The sequence below is a fragment of the Ralstonia sp. RRA genome (assembly GCF_037023145.1).
Lineage (GTDB): Bacteria > Pseudomonadota > Gammaproteobacteria > Burkholderiales > Burkholderiaceae > Ralstonia.
This window is the reverse complement of sequence record NZ_CP146091.1, coordinates 999,376-1,016,826: the sequence shown is the minus strand read 5'-3', so window position 1 is coordinate 1,016,826 and position 17,451 is coordinate 999,376. Positions and strand designations below refer to the sequence as shown.

Sequence of the window (17,451 nt, the reverse complement as noted above, 5' to 3'; positions counted from 1 at the left end):
CGATGAGGGTTAGTCACCGCGCTCGATTGTGGTTTCCCAGCCGTCGTAGTCTCCACCGAGCTCCCGCACTTTGCGATTGATAGCGATAGTGTGGTGCGTGATGTCCTCGAGCTCCATGGTGCCTTCGCGGGCGAAGCGCACGACTGTCTTGTTGTCATCGGTCGCTGCAATAGCGTTGACCTCGTATGCACTTTCCCTCGCCCAATCTGCGAACTGCTGGGCGCTTTCTCGCTCTGGGAAATACGCCCAGTGCGCGACCTGCCTACTCACCGAGTTGATGTCTCCTTTCTCCTTGAGCACATCCAGCACGCGCAAGTCCCGGATGACCTGCCAATCATCAGCCGTAGGGTAAAGGTACTTCCAATACCCTTCCTTTTCCGCGTCCTGCTGATAGGCGTATGCAAGCTCATATGCCGTCTGGGGACTCACGGCATCCGCGATTTCCTGAGCGCTCTCTTCCCCGAAAGCGACGTAGAAGTAGAAGTGTCGATGGCCTCTCACAGTGAGACGCCCCACCTGAATACCGCCGCCAGCAGCAATTGCTGTGGCCAGCAGGTCCTCAACCTTTTTCAACTCCTGAAATTCATCTTCCCCTGGCATCCCTTCAGGGGTGGGATGCTTGAATTCCACGCGCACTCGAAGCAGAAACGTTCTTGTGTCCTGCTCCGCTACCTCCGCAAAGGTCGAATTGAAGCTGATGAACGCGCGATGTTCACCCATCTGAGCAGGAAACACTTCCCAGATTTCAGCCATGCTTGCGCCTCCGGTTTAGCGAGCGCCTTACTCTCGCGGAGATTTTCGGAAAAGGACATACCTAGTCTAAAAGTTGGCGACCTTCTCCTGAAGCCACGCGAGGAAAAAGGCTCGGCGCGGCCCGACACCTTCTTGAGCTTCGCCATCACCCTCTTGGCAGCGAGCAGTAGGACAAACGTATCTATCGTGATTTCCTGAATCGCTCAGCCTCGGTCGCAGTGCTTTGGTCGAACACGGTCCGCCGCTCTACCGGGAGTAGAACCAATCGAGAAATTCGGGCGCAACATCGGGGCTAAGCTCTAGCGCTGCCTCAGCCACCGCACCATTGCCCTTCGCTGCCGCGATAGCCGCCAGCGCGCACGACAGGAATCCGCCATCCCACTCCTTGTCGGCAGCCGCCGCGACGAGTCGCGGCAGAGCAGCCAGAGCGGCGAAGTAGTTAGCGTGAAGGTCCTCTGGCACCTGTACGCCTTTCCGCTGGCGCCAAGCTTCCACCACTGCAGGAAATTGGAAGTAGGCGAAATCGGCCCTCAACGGCGCAATAGCCAGCGCGCGTACAACGTGGGGGACCGCCGCGAAGGATGCGGGATAGACGTCGCCCTGATGTGCCAGCGAACTCCACAGCGAGTACCAAGGCTCCGCATTGTCGAGAGAGGATGGGAATGCCTCCAGCTGCGCAAGGAGTGCAGGAGTGTCATGCGCTTTCCCGTATGCGTGGTCAAGCTCCGCCCATCGCGGGCTATCGAGCGGCAGGCAAGTTGTGGAAAGCGAGGCGGTCATAGGTAAACCGTGGTGGATTAGTGCATCAGCCATTGCCGAATTCTGTGCTACTCATCACGCCAATCTCGACCACCTTGGCAATGAAGTCCAGGGCTTCGCCTTCCGACATGCCGCCATCCAGCAGGGCACTTATCTCGACAACCTCGTGGGTACCTCGGCCACTGGGAGCCTTCACGAAGATAGATGCCCTCTCACCGTCGCCGCTGAGCGAGACCGCAATCTCATGGTTCTTTGCAACGCGTCGCCTGTTCAGGTCTGCCATAAGCCCTCCATTCGGGTCGAAGAATCCTAGCACGACGAATTGCTCTCAAAGGGCGCGCGATTGGCGACTAGGTGGGGCGGGTTGCACGCGTCGGCGTCGCGCCAGATACTGAAAACTGCTGAACACGTTCGCCGTCAACGCTACGTCGGTTTGCGACTAGCAGCTCGGGAAGTCCATGTCCAAGAAAGCAAGGTCAAACGCCGTTTTCCACACCCCGTTCGAGGGTAAGCCAGTCCCCCCCTCGCGAGTTGGCCTCTTCGCGTTCTCGCCAGATGTGCACCTGAAGCTGTACAGCGTAGGCACCCAGCGGGAAATAACGACTCTGGGTCTCGCGGCCGCCTGGAAGCGCCTGACTCGCTTCCTCCGGAAGGAGCACCAGGATGAGGTGAAAGGCATGCGATTGATGGCAGGCGTGCTCGACGAATTCTCTGCCAAGCTTGGTGGCCAACCGCAGTGGGAGGAATTCAACCGTGCGCTAGCGGGAGACGCTGCTGCCAAAGCCATGGTGGAGGAGCGGAGCCGCTTTGAGTGGCTCTTTCGCGGATTCGATACGGGCCCGGAAGACTGGAAAGAGCACCACTACTACCTCATAGCCCTCGAGCGCGCCGGCATCACAGCGCTGCACATGGGCCTGGGCGGCGACCTTCCCGGCACTGCTGACTACATCGCCGCGCATCCCCTGCTCAAGCATCTCCTGTGGCCGGAGGCGTACGAAGCATTCCTGCAGGCAAGTCAGCTCGATGATTTGCGCGCGTTGGTATTCGCCATGAGCGTGGAGGCTCACCTGGGCTATCTGGCTGCGTGGGACGTGCAGTTGGCTGCCGGCGGCGACTCCGTATTCAGTTGCGTGATGCCATCCAGCACGCGTCCTGGCCGCAATCCGACCAGCCTGCTCTACGACGAGCTGCAGCGTCGGCTGGGCAAGAACAGCATTGGGCAGATATTGTCGAGCTTCGAAGGCAGCCGGACTCGGTTGGACCAGAGCACACTCAATCGTTGGAGTGCCGGCACGCACAGTCCAGATTTGGCAACCCTTCACGTCCTGCTGGACGCCTACGGCCTCAAGCGGTCGGACGAGCTCCTCTACCCGCAGTTCTGGTGTGCCAAGAACCTGAACATGCTTGGCCACTATGCGCAACGCTTGGTCGATGCTGCCCACCTAGTGGCCGGCAGCCCCGAAGTCGCCAAGATATGGCCCTGGCCGGAATACCCGTGTGGCCACAAGAGTTTCGAGGCTTGGGTAGCCGACCGCTACCCATACTGGCTACGCTACCACCGTGAGCACAGCGAAGAAGTGAAGGCCTTGGCGCTACCACAGGTCAATGCCGCCGCCTAGCAGCGACATCGACCGCCTACCGCTTATTTGCCTTTCGGCACATTGTTACTGCGCCCACCGCCGGATGGCCCGCCCGTCTTGCTGGGAAGGTTTTCGGGATACACGGGTCGGTTGGATGCGTTCATTTCAATCTCCTAAGTGAGCCGCCAGGACCATCCCGACGACAAGCTCACTGTCGCGCATCGATTGCGCTGGAGCACTGGCAATGTTTGGACAAATTTGCCTCCCGACGCTCGGAGTCCCGACGCGAGCATCCTGCGTCGGCGTCTCAGTTGGGCGCTATCTGCGCTTCATGGTGGATGATGGAATCATCCACGCTCCAAAGACCGACGGCCGCCAAGAGGCAGCCGTCGTAGGCGAGGTTCTCTATCCGCATCCCTGCAGAATTCCCACTCCAGGTGAGACCTGGTTGCCCAGGCGGCATTACGTTTTTTCACTCGCTGCACGTAGCCTTCAGTTTTCGTCTCTCGTGACACTCAGTCGCGTTTGTTCAGCACTTAGATACACGCGGCACCTCGAAGCCGACGTCGGGCATTTCGTCCCACCCAGGGACCCGTGGCAGACCATCGGGCATTTCTGCCAGAAGGTCAGCCACCGTCCTCTTCTGAAAGTAGCGCTCGGGGTAGCCATACAGCCCTGCATTCACGCCCGCAGCCCGGGGAGATGCCGCATCGTTGGTCCGCTCACTGCGCGCAACCCGACACTCTTCGATAGCAGACGCACGAACGCGCCGGTGCCCATCACTGCCTGTCACGACGTCACCTAATTTGCCAATATCGGCAAGCAACGAAGCAGCCGGGCGACTCACGCCCAGCCTTTCAGCAACTTCTGCGATTGTCAGCAACACATCTGCGCGCACGGTCCCTGTATTGGGGGAATCAGAGTGGCTCATTTGCGAGGGCCCTGTTTCGATTCTTGCCGCTTGCGTAGTTCATCGCGTAGTGCCTTTTTGAACTCGCATCCGATGGCAGTCGACGGCATTGACAGAGCGGCGACAACACAGCGTCGATTCAGTGCATCCAATCGCTTCAACAAGGCCCGCTCAATCGCATCGATGAGAACTTGCTCTGATTTCATGCGCCGCCCCCCTTTGCGATGTCGATACGCGTTCCTGCTGGCGACTCCAGCTCAGCCGCAACGAGACTGGCACCGGGAATGGCGGCGGTCACGTCGGCTGTCGCCGCACGAATTGCTTCGGCGGCCGATGCCGCTTCGCGACAGAATTCGAGGGACACATATCCAGCCGCACCGATGCCAACCAGCGCGTCAGTGCAACCTACTGCCCCCAACAACTCCACAATAGCGTCATGGTCAGCGTCGGACGCGGACAGCTTGAACCTGAGCGTGAACTGGTGTTCCATGAGCGAGCCTCCAGGCACTACGCAGCCTCTACCGCTCGCCAGCTCTGCGGTTCGCATCACTCTGAGCGGTCTGCCATGCTGCCCATTCGCCGGACTGCTTCATCCGTCCATCCACATAGAATGCGACGCCAACCAGAACAAGCAACGGCCCCATGGCCGCAGTGACGAGCCAGACGTTCACCGTAGCGGGGGTGCCACAAACCTGCGCGGGTGCGACGGCAAAGTCCATAAAGACCGCCACACCGCTCATGACCTGTCCGGCTACTGCCATGATGATTCCAACGGTTGTGCGACGCACCCCCCCTCCGCGTTGTTCTTCGTTGCGAGCCAAGCCGTTAGTGTGCGATAACGGCGAATCCGGAAACATCCTCCCTTCGGGGACGGTTCGTGGCATGAGACTCACAGACAAGCTACTCCGCTTCGCTGCGTCGCAAGAAAACATCGACCGAGTCGCGATGCGGCTCGCGACTGGAGTCGCCGTGCTCGGCATGCCTGTCGCCATCGCAACCATCGCGGCCATGATTGCCAGGTAGCCGACCGCTTCTTGCGCGGTACGGCATCAACAGTCAACAGCCCAGCCTTCGTGCCATGTTGAGACCGAAATAACATCCGCGTGCGAGCCCCAACCCCCTGGGGTGTTCCGGGCTCACTTCACTTCGGAAGGCGCGGCCGCGCTTATCGCCTGGCGCAGATTGCCAGGAAGTTGGTACCTACCTTGCCATAGAGCGCGATGCTTGCGGACAGCGGCAATACGAAGTGACCGACATAGGCGGAACTCGACATCACAGCCGCGACGCCGTTGAAACCCAGAGCCGAATAGCCAGTGGTCGCCTGGACCGGTAGCTTGTTGTAATCGAGGACGTACTGCACGCCGCCGGCAGTGACCGCCGTCCCGCTGACCGTCGGCGTCAAGCCATCCGAGCAGACCCACGAACCATCGAATTCGTTACCGGCCAGCGTCGCCAGCTTCACACCGCCGAGGATACCCGTGCGAATCGGAGAACTCGTCGTGTTGAACCAGTCGATGAGCACGACAGGCCCACGGTCACCAGCGGCGACACGTACGACTCCGGCGCGCGTGCCGCTGGACTTCAACTCGAACCCTGGCAAGGTTGCGTTGTACGCCATGGTCAGGTTGCGAGTGGTAAGAACATTGTTGCCCACCGCAGTGCAGCCCGTTCCATTGAACGTACCGTTCTCGCAAACCGTCACGGTCGCGCCATCGCTTGCGATGTTGAACTCGCCGGCGGCGAGGTATGGAGAACTGCCGTCGGTGTTCGTTGTACGCCCGGCATAAGCGTATGTGCCAGCCAGCTTGGTACCGTCCGTCGCGCTGTAACCGGTGCCGGTCACGGTGGATGCTTTGCCACCCACCGTTGCGGTACCGGTGATGGTTTTCGTGCGTGTGTCGACGGTGACGTTGAGCCCCGAGCCCGTGTAGGAGACGAAATCGCCGTTCACTGTCTTGGTGACGGCCGCTGCGCTCGTGCCGCTCAGCCCATACTGCGTCGATTGAACCGTGATGGTGAAGGTCGGCGCATTGGGGTTGCTGGTGTCGACGGTCAGTCGCCAGCTATCACCGATGGCGGCGGTCAGGTCATAGATGTCCTGGGTGGAACCGGTGGACAGCGGGGTCGCGCCCAAGCTCGCTGCCGTCGCGGCGGATTGCGACGCAACGGTGCTCGTGCCGCCAGTGGTACCCGTGCTCGTCGTGCCACCGGTGCTCGATGACGTGCCGTTGTCGCCACCGCCGCATGCAGCCAGCGCGGCGGCCATTGCAATTGCGCATACGGATGCTGCAGTACGACTACCCCTCATGTGCTGTCCTTATTGTGAAATCAATCTAGCGCAAGCATCGCTGCGAGGACGGCAGGATGCTGCGACAACTCGTACCAAGTGCTCGTCTGTCGCGTCCTTACCCATCAATTTTTAGTGGGCAGAACCTTGAACGTGGTTGTATCGATATGTACACCGTCCTCTTTGGGTTTCATGCTGCGGTCGAGCTCAGCGCCCGACGACAGGTCGAAACGCCCTCTCTGATATTGAGCAGCGCAGTCACGGTAATCCGTCACCGAGTCCTTACACAGCACGCGGTCAATCAACACAAGGCCATCGAGATTTGACTTGGCAGCAACAAGGTCTCCCGTCGTTCCCAGCAACATCGACCCTGCCGTGGAGGCAAAGCCAATCGTGTCCAGGTCGGCATTGCGCACCACCACCGGCGCGCGCAGGTTAAAGAGCCCCGGCACGCTAAACGTCTCAATCGACGTCCAACCGCCGACTTCGGCAACGAAGTCTTTTTGAGAGACGATAGCCGGCTGTCCGGGATGCCACTTCTCAGCAATCTGCACATACTCGGCATAGGCCTTGTCACGCTCCTCTTCGTCAAGCTTGCGTAACGGCCCCACTGCACCCACCAGAATCAGCCCTGCCGTGGCTTGAGAATTCAACGCCCCGGCGACAACCTTTTTCGCCGCCGAAGACTCCGCATTCCGCTGAAGCTGGCTTCGAGCGTTATTCATATCGGATGTCGATGGCCCGACTCCCAGGCGGACGCCATCGCGGGTAACGGAGCAGCCTTGCAGCGCAAAGCCAATCACAATAGCAAGCAGAAATTTGTACATGGATGCAGCCCCTGCGTTGAGGGAATCACTCACTCAGCAACCGTCGGGTTTCCACACGAACTTCTGTTCGAGCGGGTCATAGCAGTAGGCGGCTTGAAAGTGGACAACGCAGCCATTCTCAAATCGCCTCGAGCAATCGCCGTTCTCGCAGTACGTTTCGGACCGCAAAACCTTGCCGGTAGGCGGTCGACAATTGCCAGAGGCCGCTGGCGCTGCGGCAACCTTTTTTGCTTGACCTTCGTCGAACCATACGTGGGCGGCCTCGTCTGGACACTCTCCACGTTGGCCACATTGGGCATGCGCTTCGTCGATGGCTTTCTGCCGGTCACGATTCCAAGCCAGCCCAACGGAACCGTTGCTCGCGTGGAACACGGCCCAGTATCTCGGTCCCTCGGTGGCTCCCGCGATGGAGCACGTTCCCTTTGCGCCGCTGCCGCTGCGGCACTCACGCAAAGCCAATTCGCGAGCTTTGGCAACAGTGGGCTGGCCACCAACGAAGTAGTAGGCAATCCCCTCCGGGGTGTCAGCGCCAGCCAGGGCTGCCGCCGCGAATGCGTTCGAGCAGAGGCTCGGCAAGCTCAATAGAAGAAGCCAGCGTTTCTTCATCTCCGTGCCCCGTCAGCGAACCACCTGGATACGCGAGCCCTGGATGGACTGCGGAATGCCGTTGTCGTGGTAAACGCAAGTCACGCGCAGCAGCGTTCCTTCCCACACGGGCGTCTGTGTGACCGGCTTGTTCGTGTCACAGAGGTACGGCACGAAGGCCGAGACGAAATAGGGGTCTGCTGCCGGAATCTGGAGAGTCGCGCCGGGGACGCACGAGTAGAACTGACCTTGGGTGTTGGCTCCGCCGTAGACCAGAATGCCCTCATAGCCCTTTAGTTCACCAACAAAGCACTGATTCTTGTTGGCTCCGACAGCCTTGGGAAGGGGCAGGTAGGCCGGCTTCTGGGGCTGCGCAGCCACCATGGTGGTAGGCCGCTTGGCGCTATTCGGCGCAACACAACCTGTGGCCATGGCTGCAACCACAGCAGCCAGCAGTAGATGCTTCATCTTTGTCTTGACCCCTCATGGTCCTGTTACCGGCCGGGTCGCAACGACGCTCAGGCATTGCTCGGTAGCTTTGCCCGCATCGTTTGGACTCCCCTACTGAGCGGGCATCGCGGCCCACTCAACATACACATAATGTTGTTTTGCCATATTCTATGTCGTTAACTTGTTTGCGCGCCAGCCAGACACTCCATGTCGTTACACGACAACAGATGTGGCAATGGCGACAGCGACTCGGATACAGGCAGTTGCGAACCGGCTGGGCAAAGCCATCGCGCGGGAGCGGATGGCCCGTGAGCTGACGCAGGAACAACTGGCAGAAATGCTCGGCGTCGAGCAGGAAACAATCAGCCGCTTCGAGCGCGGCTCAACTCTGCCGCCGCTGCCGCGCCTGATTCAACTGGCAGACGTATTCGAGGTTCCGTTGGAATCACTGCTGCGGACAACGACTGGCCGGCCCGCAGATGAGGCCGTCGACATCGCTAAGATGCTGGCAAAGCTGGACGGTGACGGGCGCGATTTTGTTCGGCGCTGGGTCACAGAGATGTGCGAGAAGCTCGGCCGGAAGAAGTAAAGGGCCCCGAAATCAGGACCCTGTAGGCTGGATATTGGCAGGCGGAACACCCCCTTAGCACCAGGTGGTCGGGGACTAGCGCACCACTTGGGCTTTTGCGCTACCACTGCCTCAGAATCCCGGGCGATTCCGCGCCCAACTGAGTGAGCCGAGCAATCCGGTGAGGCTCCCCAAAGATTCTTGCATCCGGCGAGGCGAGCATCGCGCCGCCGAGCTGTCGGGTCAAGCAACCTGCTCGCATGCCCCTCCCCATCGGCAAGACGCCGCTGCCTATTGCGCAGCGGCGCTGCCTATTGCACAGCGCCGCTTGTGGCGCCCCACTGGCATGAATCGCCGACACCCTCCGCACGGGGGGGCGTCCCAGCTCAACAGGTAATTCCATCAGCCACGTCCGATGCGGCGAAGAAGCCTGCAGCCGTTCGATGGCGTCATTACCAGCGTTCACCGGAGCGCTGTCATTCGAACGCCTCGATACAGTCAAGTGCCCGAGAATGGACCGCCTCAAGGTAGTCCGCGTAGGCCGTCAGGTTCTCCTTGACCTGTTTGATGACCTCGCTTGGCGGCGGCTCGCAGTATTCAGACGGTTCCAGAATATAGAAGCGCTTGCCCGTGTACTCCGAATACTCCGCAAGCGTGTCGAACATGGTGTGGCAGTCGACGAGTTGATAGAGTATCCATCGCACCATCTTCAGCGTCAGCGCGCTATCGGTGCGAAACACGAAGCCAGCGTCCGGAAGTGTCAAGGAGTCCTCGTCATCATCCTCTGGCAGCCACGGACGAACGTTCTCATAGGCGCTGGCGATACCTCGCAGCGCCCACTTGGCCAAGTCTACGTCAGCCGCGCTCTCCGCACGGCAGCGCCATTGTGTTGTCTTCATGGTCGTGGTCTTCATTCTTTTCTCTCGATGTAGATTCGGTTATGCCGCCCTGCCGGGTGACCGTAGAGGGCGGAGCGTCTTGGTTGTTGGTGTCTGTTCTGGGCTTATTGCCGGACTAGTGTTCGTAGCGGGTCGGAAATTTATCGCCACCCGAATAATAAATCAAGATATTTTCACGACTCACCGCAATAATAAAAACCACTATTTTCCAGAACATCCGCATTACTGGAAAAAAGTATTTCTCATTAGCTCCTCGCTCGGTTGGTCGCGCCTTGGGCACTCCGGAGTCACGGCCCTAGAGGACACGGCTTCGCTCATAGGACACCCCCCATAAGCGATTGATTTCTATGGAATATGGCGAGATACACATAAACCGTGAGGTAGCCCTGCGGCAGCGTGACCGCCTGCCAGAATGGAGTTAGCTCCCGGTTTGCGCACCCAACAAGCCTGGACGCGACCCAAAAAAGAAGCACTCCTATTTAGTCACCCGCCCCGGGTAATAAAAAGCACTGCTTCTACTTAGTGAAATAAATACGCGAAACCCGTTGAATTAATCAGCAAGCAGCAATAAATTGGCGCTCAACAAACCATTCCCCTTCCCCGCAGACGCGCAAGACCGACAACCCGCCCCTCGTACATAAGGTAGAAGCCAGGCCTCCCGGCGGCTTGCGCCTAGACCGAGGAAGGACAACACACGGCGCCGCCGCTACGGCGCTGACAAAACCAACAAAACGAGATACAGACACATGAACATCGCCAGCAACATCATCAACCTTGCCGACCATCGTAAATTTGTGATGCCCGTTGAGGACGAGGAAGTCTCCATCAAGGAACTGTTTCCTGAGCACCTCCAGGCGGGCATCGCTGCCATCGAACTTGAAATGGAGCAAGCCAAGCAGGACCACCAGCGGTTTCTCCGGATGGCCAGGACCTTCAAGCCCAGCGAAATCCCGGTGTTCATCAACCCGCTGCTTGCGCCGCTGTGGAATTTGCGGTTCGACAACGCCAAGCTGAAGGACTTGTTTGTCCCGCTCCGAAGCAAGGTGACCGCCTACCAGTACAACAAGCTGTACAAGCGGTTCGGCCTCTACTTTGAGGTGGGCTCCATGTTTGGGGACGAGCCCTATTTCAACCTCTGGGTGTGCTTCGGTGCGGATGCGCCGAGCGTGCAGCGCATCCGGGCGGCCTATCAGAAGAAGGGACTGGACTGGATAGAGTGCATCATGGGTTCGGCTGTCGACCTCCGTGTCGACAAAAAGCCTCCCCAGTTCACGTCGCGGTTCAAGGGCGAAGCGTTGCTGCAAATTCCTCGGCTGGTGGAGGGTTTCCAGTAAGGCCCACGACAGCGTGACACCTTGAAGCCGCGCTGGCAGGCCCGCAGCAAGAAAAGCGGTGACCCACCCCAAAGGGATAGGTCACCGCCAAATCAACAGATGTCTTGTCTGCCTGTCCTAGTGTCGCGTCGTACCTGGCATCTGACTCTCCCGCGCCGCCCTGTCCCGTAGGGCACGCAGGTACACCACCGTGAACACCGGCACCTGCTGCGGCAAGACATCAACGGGTGCCAGATGCAGGCTGACACCGGGCGCGACGCCCAGAAGGCAGCTCATCGCATCGAGGAGGGCCTGTGCTTCCGCCAGACTCTCTCCCTCTACAACTGCCAGCGGCCCGCCCGCTACCGCCTCGGAGACGAGGTAGTAGCTACAACCGGGGCCGTTGGCCAGTGGCTCCACCGAGATGTTGGTCATTTCCAAAACCCCTCCGGAGCGCCCTGCTTGCGAATCGCATCTAGACAGTACTCATACGGCAGCACCGTCGAAACACTCACGTCCGTAACTCGCACTCCGCGCAACAAGCTTGGAACGGTGTCCACTCGACTTGCCGCAGCCGTTGCCATATGCACTTCGCTATAGGTCTCGTCAGCAGTCGCGTCGCGGTCCGTCTGGCACATTGTCAGAAGCGGAATGATGTCTGGCCATTCCACACCATTGCGGACTACGGCAGCCTGGTTTTCGCCCTGCCGGCCGAGCATCACCTGAATGACCGGCTTGCGCTGGAGCGAACCCAGATACTCGATGACCGGCGGCTCATAGAGCGGCAGCAAGAATCGATGCTGTGCCGCGCCCATCTGATGTGTAATCGTGACATAGTTGCCGCCGTTCGGAGCGCAGAATCCGGTCAATCGGACGGGAACAGGTCCTCCCGCAGCAACCAGTGCATCAACCATGGCTGCAGATGCGTCGCCGCACAGAAACCAGCCGTCCAGCGACCGCCCCGGCCCGAGATAGTTCTCTGTGGCCGCGCGCACCTCGTGCGGTCGCATCAGACGCGACGAGCCCACCAGCAACGCAAGCACGCTGTTTTCAATATCGATATCGTTCATTTTGTCCTCATGAGACGCGCCGACATTGGCGCAACTTGTATAGCGACAGGCGGGTTGCGTCGCGGAGGACATGGCCGATGGAAGATAGGTGGAGACTAGCGGGCGTTGCGGACCCGGCATCATTAAAATCGAGAGTTCGCAGCGCGAGGAATTTTCTGCGCAGAAATTTCCGCTAATTTTTACGGAGACGTACCGCGTTCCACCATCAGACGCTCAGCGTGCGCTGACGAGGGGCTACACGCTGCTTGCGAAGCGTGTGTCGATAGCGCCGCGCCGCCGACACGTGCAGAAATTTCTGCGCGGAAATTTCTGCTAGTTCTTACGAACACGCGCCTTGTTGGGCATCGGCACAAGACAGACAAGACCAGGGAACCAGGGTCTTGCATGCCCCGCAGACCTCTCGACCGGTCCGCAGGCGCTGCACAGGGTCGAGACAATTTTCTGCGCAGAAATTTTCCCTTATCCTTACTGAATCGGGCCAGCGTCGCTCCAGCGCGACACGCGGGAGCCCGGGGGAACCGCTCTGGCCTGCCGCCGCCAGCTGGTTGCTTGTACGATGCGCTTGACGTGTTCGCCCAGTATCGAGTGCGGCGGCCAGCGTGAAGCCGGACAAATTGCACCGGGGGACGTCAATTTGGCGCCCATCCGATAATCACTAAATAGAAGCGATTTTATTCAGTCGATTTACATTTGTCGGCATTTGAATTCATTTGAGGCATCAAAAAGGTATTGCAATTAGCATTTCTCCTCGCTACACTGCAAACACGTTAGCAATGACCACTCGAAATCGATTAATCGGCATCGAGGATTATCTAACGGATTATCCGCCGAATAGGCGGTTGCGGCACCTTCCCTGCGTCAGCAGGGATAGCTCGAAGAGCAAGCTTGGCTGTTGTACAGGCCTCGTTATCCACCGAATGGGTGGATGCTGTACCTCCCCTGCGTCAGCAGGGATAGCTCGAAGAGCAGGCTTGGCTGTTGTGCAGGCCTCGTTATCCACCGAATGGGTGGATGCTGTACCTCCCCTGCGTCAGCAGGGATAGCTCGAAGAGCAGGCTTGGCTGTTGTGCAAGCGCTCGTTATCCACCGAATGGGTGGATGCTGTACCTCCCCTGCGTCAGCAGGGATAGCTCGAAGAGCAAGCTTGGCTGTTGTAGATACCTGGTTAGCCGCCGAATAGGCGGTTGCAGTACCTCCCCTGCGTCAGCGGGGATTGCTCAAGCACCCGCGTCAGCGGGTACCTCGATACCGACGAAAAGGCCGAAAGGCCAGCCCTTCGCAGGAGCAAGCGAAAACGGCAGTAGTCGGTATCGCCCTCTCCTCTTCCATTTCCTGCGCTCAGTTCACTTCGCTTGGCCGGAACCCTACAGGCAGCGCAAGCACTGGCGAACAGCCCATTACGACTTGGCTTCGACACCTGCAACCTTGGTGAAGATTTCGGCAAACCTATCCGTCGTAGGCTCCGTCGCCGTCCAGTAAGTCGTCCACCGTATTCTCTTCAGGTTCCGAATCAACGCAGCAATGACTGCCGACTCCGCATTGAGCATGTAGAGTTTGCGCAGCGTTTCCTCGCGTGGCCGCTTGCCTTCCGGCAATGGCCGTGCAGCAAGGAGATAGACCTTGCTGGCATCGTCGAGGTACGTTTTGCAGTGAGCCTCAATCGCCTGTTTCTCGTCCTTGATTATGGCAATTTTGGCTTCGAGCGGGATGGACGCCGGAATAATTCCGTTCAGCTTGTTCAGGAAGTCGTGAAGGACAAAGGCTGGCCCGCCCGCAGCATGGCTGAGACCGAGTTCAGCGCGAATGGCCTGCTCGTCGTCTTCGGTCAAGCGGACCTTGAAATCGCCGGCGATTTTGTGGTTCCCCAGCAGCTTGAACCTCAGCATCTTCTGGGTGCCGGCGAGGAGTATGAACAGCTCAAGCGCACCCCACACGATGCGCCCCACCGAGTCTGTCGTCATGAACAGCAGGAAGACAAACTTGCCTCTGCCTTCCGTAAGTCCAAAGGCAATGGACGGCTCGTGCCGGTTGACCGCCTCAAGAAAGGCAGGGTGTAGGCCCTTGAAATTGAATTCCATCGTGATGCCCTTTCGCGGATAAAAGCCCGCATTGCGGATTGGCTCCCCCGACCAAAGCCTCAGGGGGTACGCAATGCTAGTGCGCGGCGTTGGCAAGTCGCCGGTGTTCGTCCAACAGAAAGGCTACCGTTCCTTTGGGATGCTGAAGGGCACCGGCAGCGCACTCCCTGGACTGCTCAATCTTTTGGGCACCGGTGGCGCGCAGGACAGCATCCCCATCAGCCTGCAGAAGAGCATCCAGCATAGGTTTGGTGAGGTCGTCCGAACAATTGCTCACCTGCAGTGCTACGCGCATTTCATGCCATACCAGCCCCATCGCGCTTGTCGGCAGCCCTATAAGAAGCCCTATCCCCATGACAGTCAGCTTGAACTTGGTCAGTGCCGACAGCTCACACCATCGCTCATACAACGCGCACAGCAGCCTCATTGTCGCCCTCTCGAACTTGTGGGCATCAAGCAGTCCTACGGCAAGCTTGACGGTTTCTTTACCCCGACAACCCAAGGACCGCTTGCCTCGCGTTTTCCTTCCTGGACTCCGGTACGCCAGCTATTTGCATCGACGATGATTGTGTTCTTTGCCGCGAGTCTGGGCGCGCATTCGAGGCACTCTGGTAACCTCCACGGGTAGCCGGTCCGCTCTGGTTGCGTGTGCCAAACAGGTGTGCCAAAATCGCCCCATGCAGTCGCACTAAGCTGTTGAATTTACAGCGATTTAGCCGCCATGCGGGAGACTCTCACCGCTTCCGCCAGTCTCTTTTCTCCCTCCCCCGTCAAGCCAACGCCCCGAGCAGCACATCCGTGCCTTTTCGCGACGCGTCGATCGCACGGGCAGTCGTCTCCCGCAGCACTCCTTCGTAACCGGCAATCGCCGCATCGAGCCCCACGCGCCCCTGCCGCACCTCGCCCAGCCATGCCGCCAGATTGGCCGCGTCGGTCAGCGCGGTGTTGGCGCCCAGGCCACCCGCGGGGCTCATCGCGTGGATCGCATCGCCAAGCAGGGTCACCCGGCTGCTTGCCCATGGCGCCAACGACTGCGTGGCGCGTACCGGCAGCATGACGGTCGAGGCCGCGTCCCCATAGGCAAACAGCGCACGCAGTCCGCGCGCCCAGCCGAGGGAGAGCCCCGCGACGCTCGCATCGGCGTTGCCACTCGCACCCAGCCGGTGATTCTGTGCGATCACGGCCCAGTACAGATACGGCTCCACTTCGCTCAGCCCAGACTGGAGTTGCGCGGGCGACATCGCAAAACGCATCGCATCGATGATGACGGCCAGCCCATCGCCAAAGACGATCGTCGTATTTCCCGGCAACTGATCGTCGATACGTGCCAGCGCGGCAGGCGTCAGATACGTCTTGCCGTAAACAACGGAGGCATCCGTCAATGCGGGTTCGGTCCCCGGCAGCCGCTGTGCCCGCACGCCGGAGTGCACGCCATCGGCGCCGACCAGCACGTCAGTCATGCGCGGCGAACCATCGTCGAATGTCACTTCGATGCGCCCGTCTTCGCACGACCGGTGACGGACATGCCCGCGCCCAAAGTGCACCCACTTGCCGATTCCGTCGAACAACACCTCGCGCAGCGTCTGGCGATGAGCGTTCAGGTCTGCGGGCTCATCGGCATCGTCGTCGCGCCACGAATCGACCCAACGGCCATCCACCGGACGCAGATGCGGATCGAACAGGTTCACGCGGCGCGCCGGCACCGCGCAGGTCTTGCGGAACAGCGTGTAGCGCGACGGTGGCAGACAGTCCTGCAGCGCCCGTTGCCCGGCGGCATCGATACGGATGCGATAGCCCTGCGGACGGCTACCCAGGGCGGCATCGCGCTCGAACACGTCGAAGGCGATACCGCGACGGCGCAGCCCTTGCGCGAGACACAATCCACCCAGTCCCGCGCCGATGATGGTCACATGCAATGGTTCAGACATCGGCCCACTCCGCAATTGGCGTCGATTGATCGGCGTCATTGCCCAGCGCACGCCGGGCGGCGTCCAGTGCCGCATCAAAACTCTCGACGATTTCCATCGGCACCTTGAATGCCTGCACAGCAATGGCAGCCTGCGCACGCACAGCCAGCCGCTGCACAGGATCAGGCTCGACATGCACCAGTATCCGGCACTGCGCAGCCAGCGCCGCCTTGTTCTCCTTCAGCCAAACCGCACGCAGCCGGCGATCTTCATGCGCCTCGTCCACCTGCTGAACGCCGTGGATCACCACAAACGGCTGGTTGCGCGCCAACAGCGCCTCCATCTCACGCGCCCACTGCGGCGCATACCCTGGCGCCTGGGCGCCACTGCGCAACATCACAATCGGCCAGGCCGAGATGTCGTAGATGCGGAATCTGTCCAATGCTTCTGCCATGTTTCCCCCTGCTCGGATTGCGGTCCATGAGCGGCCCCTGTGGGCCGTGGGGTCACTATCGCGCACCGCAGCAAAGACGTGATAACGTGGTTTGGACAGAAACTATTGGAAACCCGCCAACCGCACATGCGCGCGCAACCTCGCACCTGCGATGCCATGCCAGCCCGCCCCACGGCCGAGCTGGCCACCCTCAAGGCCTACAGCGAACGCACAGACGGCCCCGAGATCGTCGCCGTGGTGGGCACGGCCGAGAGCAACGACCGGCTCCAGTTCGGCACGCGTGAAGTCGACTGGCACAGCCATCTACGGGGCCAGATCTTCTGCGTGGACAGTGGGCTGATGCATGTGCGCACACGGCATGGCTCGTGGATCCTGCCACCGCACCGCGCTGGCTGGATTCCGCCAGGCGAGATGCATAGCGCCACCATCAGCGGCGTGATGAGCGGCTGGTTCGTGCTGGTTGCGCCCGCGTGCTGCGCCGATCTACCTGACCGGCCATGCGTGGTTGGCATCAGCGACGTCATGCGCGCGCTCGTGCGGCGCGCCGTCACCTGGCCGGTTGACGAATTCCTCTCGCCGGAAAGCCGGCGCATTGCCGCGGTGCTGCTTGACGAGCTGCGCCACGCACCGCGCGAGCCGCTGCACCTGCCGCTGCCCACCGATCGGCGCCTGGCACGCATCGCGCAAAGTCTGGTCGATGCACCGGGCGACACGCGCACGCTGGAAGCCTGGGCCGAGTGGGCCGGTGTGTCGCCGCGCACGGTCAACCGGCTGTTCCTGGCGGAAACCGGAATCGGCTTTGCGCAATGGCGCCGCCAGGCCCGGCTGGTGCATGCGCTCGAACGCCTCGCAGCCGGTGAGCCGGTTGCCAACGTGGCCGACGCGCTGGGCTATGCCACGCCCAGCAATTTCATCGCCATGTTCCGGCAGTACTTTGGACAATCCCCGGCGCGCTACTTCGGGCGACGCGAAACGTCGGCAGCCACCTCCGCTGACGATGCGTGACCAATC

19 protein-coding genes are annotated in these 17,451 nt (G+C 60.2%); 4 read left to right on the top strand and 15 right to left on the bottom strand.

Annotated elements, in window-relative coordinates; translation table 11 throughout:
* Window positions 1-9 precede the first annotated feature (9 nt).
* From V6657_RS04920 to V6657_RS04910, 3 genes are all read right to left on the bottom strand, one after another.
* A complete protein-coding gene (locus V6657_RS04920) occupies window positions 10-753 on the bottom strand; it encodes a DUF695 domain-containing protein (protein WP_048931974.1) in 744 nt (247 codons plus the stop codon).
* A 246-nt stretch (window positions 754-999) separates the two neighbouring features.
* Window positions 1,000-1,533 carry a hypothetical protein gene (locus V6657_RS04915; RefSeq protein ID WP_053166288.1) on the bottom strand — a complete coding sequence of 178 codons (534 nt, stop codon included), beginning with the start codon at window positions 1,531-1,533 and terminating at the stop codon, window positions 1,000-1,002.
* A gap of 25 nt (window positions 1,534-1,558) precedes the next feature.
* The gene (locus V6657_RS04910; RefSeq protein ID WP_048931972.1) at window positions 1,559-1,795 is read right to left on the bottom strand and encodes a hypothetical protein; all 237 of its coding nucleotides are present in this window, start codon (window positions 1,793-1,795) and stop codon (window positions 1,559-1,561) included.
* A 394-nt stretch (window positions 1,796-2,189) separates the two neighbouring features.
* Between V6657_RS04910 and V6657_RS04905 the strand changes: the two genes are divergently transcribed.
* Entirely contained in the window at window positions 2,190-3,131 is a 942-nt protein-coding gene (locus tag V6657_RS04905; protein ID WP_137884825.1) for a hypothetical protein, read from the top strand.
* 1,073 nt (window positions 3,132-4,204) lie between these two features.
* On the opposite strand, the gene V6657_RS04900 is transcribed toward V6657_RS04905, so the two are convergent.
* The 5 genes from V6657_RS04900 to V6657_RS04880 all read right to left on the bottom strand — a co-directional run bounded on the left by V6657_RS04900 (window position 4,205) and on the right by V6657_RS04880 (window position 8,169).
* Entirely contained in the window at window positions 4,205-4,492 is a 288-nt protein-coding gene (locus V6657_RS04900) for a hypothetical protein (RefSeq protein WP_053166286.1), read from the bottom strand.
* 28 nt (window positions 4,493-4,520) lie between these two features.
* Window positions 4,521-4,763, bottom strand: a complete 243-nt coding sequence (locus V6657_RS04895; protein WP_048931970.1) for a hypothetical protein — start codon at window positions 4,761-4,763, stop codon at window positions 4,521-4,523.
* A 404-nt stretch (window positions 4,764-5,167) separates the two neighbouring features.
* The gene (locus V6657_RS04890; protein ID WP_182585148.1) at window positions 5,168-6,310 is read right to left on the bottom strand and encodes a hypothetical protein; all 1,143 of its coding nucleotides are present in this window, start codon (window positions 6,308-6,310) and stop codon (window positions 5,168-5,170) included.
* A 104-nt stretch (window positions 6,311-6,414) separates the two neighbouring features.
* A complete protein-coding gene (locus V6657_RS04885; protein WP_048931968.1) occupies window positions 6,415-7,116 on the bottom strand; it encodes a hypothetical protein in 702 nt (233 codons plus the stop codon).
* A gap of 618 nt (window positions 7,117-7,734) precedes the next feature.
* A complete protein-coding gene (locus tag V6657_RS04880) occupies window positions 7,735-8,169 on the bottom strand; it encodes a hypothetical protein (protein WP_048931967.1) in 435 nt (144 codons plus the stop codon).
* A gap of 217 nt (window positions 8,170-8,386) precedes the next feature.
* On the opposite strand from V6657_RS04880, the gene V6657_RS04875 reads away from it, so the two are divergent.
* Window positions 8,387-8,740, top strand: a complete 354-nt coding sequence (locus V6657_RS04875; RefSeq protein ID WP_048931966.1) for a helix-turn-helix transcriptional regulator — start codon at window positions 8,387-8,389, stop codon at window positions 8,738-8,740.
* Window positions 8,741-9,195: 455 nt separating this feature from the next.
* On the opposite strand, the gene V6657_RS04870 is transcribed toward V6657_RS04875, so the two are convergent.
* Entirely contained in the window at window positions 9,196-9,633 is a 438-nt protein-coding gene (locus V6657_RS04870) for a hypothetical protein (RefSeq protein WP_048931965.1), read from the bottom strand.
* Between the two features lie 731 nt (window positions 9,634-10,364).
* Here V6657_RS04870 and V6657_RS04865 point away from each other — a divergent pair.
* The gene (locus tag V6657_RS04865) at window positions 10,365-10,952 is read left to right on the top strand and encodes a hypothetical protein (protein WP_048931964.1); all 588 of its coding nucleotides are present in this window, start codon (window positions 10,365-10,367) and stop codon (window positions 10,950-10,952) included.
* A gap of 117 nt (window positions 10,953-11,069) precedes the next feature.
* Here the strand turns inward: V6657_RS04865 and V6657_RS04860 are convergent, their stop codons facing one another.
* The 6 genes from V6657_RS04860 to V6657_RS04835 all read right to left on the bottom strand — a co-directional run bounded on the left by V6657_RS04860 (window position 11,070) and on the right by V6657_RS04835 (window position 16,440).
* On the bottom strand, window positions 11,070-11,366 hold the full coding sequence (locus V6657_RS04860; RefSeq protein WP_048931963.1) for a hypothetical protein: 297 nt from the start codon (window positions 11,364-11,366) through the stop codon (window positions 11,070-11,072).
* Complete coding sequence (locus V6657_RS04855; RefSeq protein ID WP_048931962.1) at window positions 11,363-12,001, bottom strand: hypothetical protein; 639 nt, start codon at window positions 11,999-12,001, stop codon at window positions 11,363-11,365. The genes V6657_RS04860 and V6657_RS04855 overlap by 4 nt, the downstream gene beginning before the upstream one ends.
* A gap of 1,397 nt (window positions 12,002-13,398) precedes the next feature.
* Complete coding sequence (locus V6657_RS04850) at window positions 13,399-14,079, bottom strand: hypothetical protein (protein WP_137884823.1); 681 nt, start codon at window positions 14,077-14,079, stop codon at window positions 13,399-13,401.
* A 76-nt stretch (window positions 14,080-14,155) separates the two neighbouring features.
* A complete protein-coding gene (locus V6657_RS04845) occupies window positions 14,156-14,506 on the bottom strand; it encodes a hypothetical protein (RefSeq protein WP_137884822.1) in 351 nt (116 codons plus the stop codon).
* 343 nt (window positions 14,507-14,849) lie between these two features.
* Window positions 14,850-16,007 carry an NAD(P)/FAD-dependent oxidoreductase gene (locus V6657_RS04840; protein ID WP_048931959.1) on the bottom strand — a complete coding sequence of 386 codons (1,158 nt, stop codon included), beginning with the start codon at window positions 16,005-16,007 and terminating at the stop codon, window positions 14,850-14,852.
* Window positions 16,000-16,440: a hypothetical protein gene (locus V6657_RS04835; protein WP_053166284.1), complete on the bottom strand. Its 441-nt coding sequence runs from the start codon at window positions 16,438-16,440 to the stop codon at window positions 16,000-16,002. The genes V6657_RS04840 and V6657_RS04835 overlap by 8 nt, the downstream gene beginning before the upstream one ends.
* A 156-nt stretch (window positions 16,441-16,596) precedes the next feature.
* On the opposite strand from V6657_RS04835, the gene V6657_RS04830 reads away from it, so the two are divergent.
* Complete coding sequence (locus tag V6657_RS04830; RefSeq protein ID WP_048932000.1) at window positions 16,597-17,445, top strand: helix-turn-helix transcriptional regulator; 849 nt, start codon at window positions 16,597-16,599, stop codon at window positions 17,443-17,445.
* The last annotated feature ends 6 nt before the right edge of the window (window positions 17,446-17,451 follow it).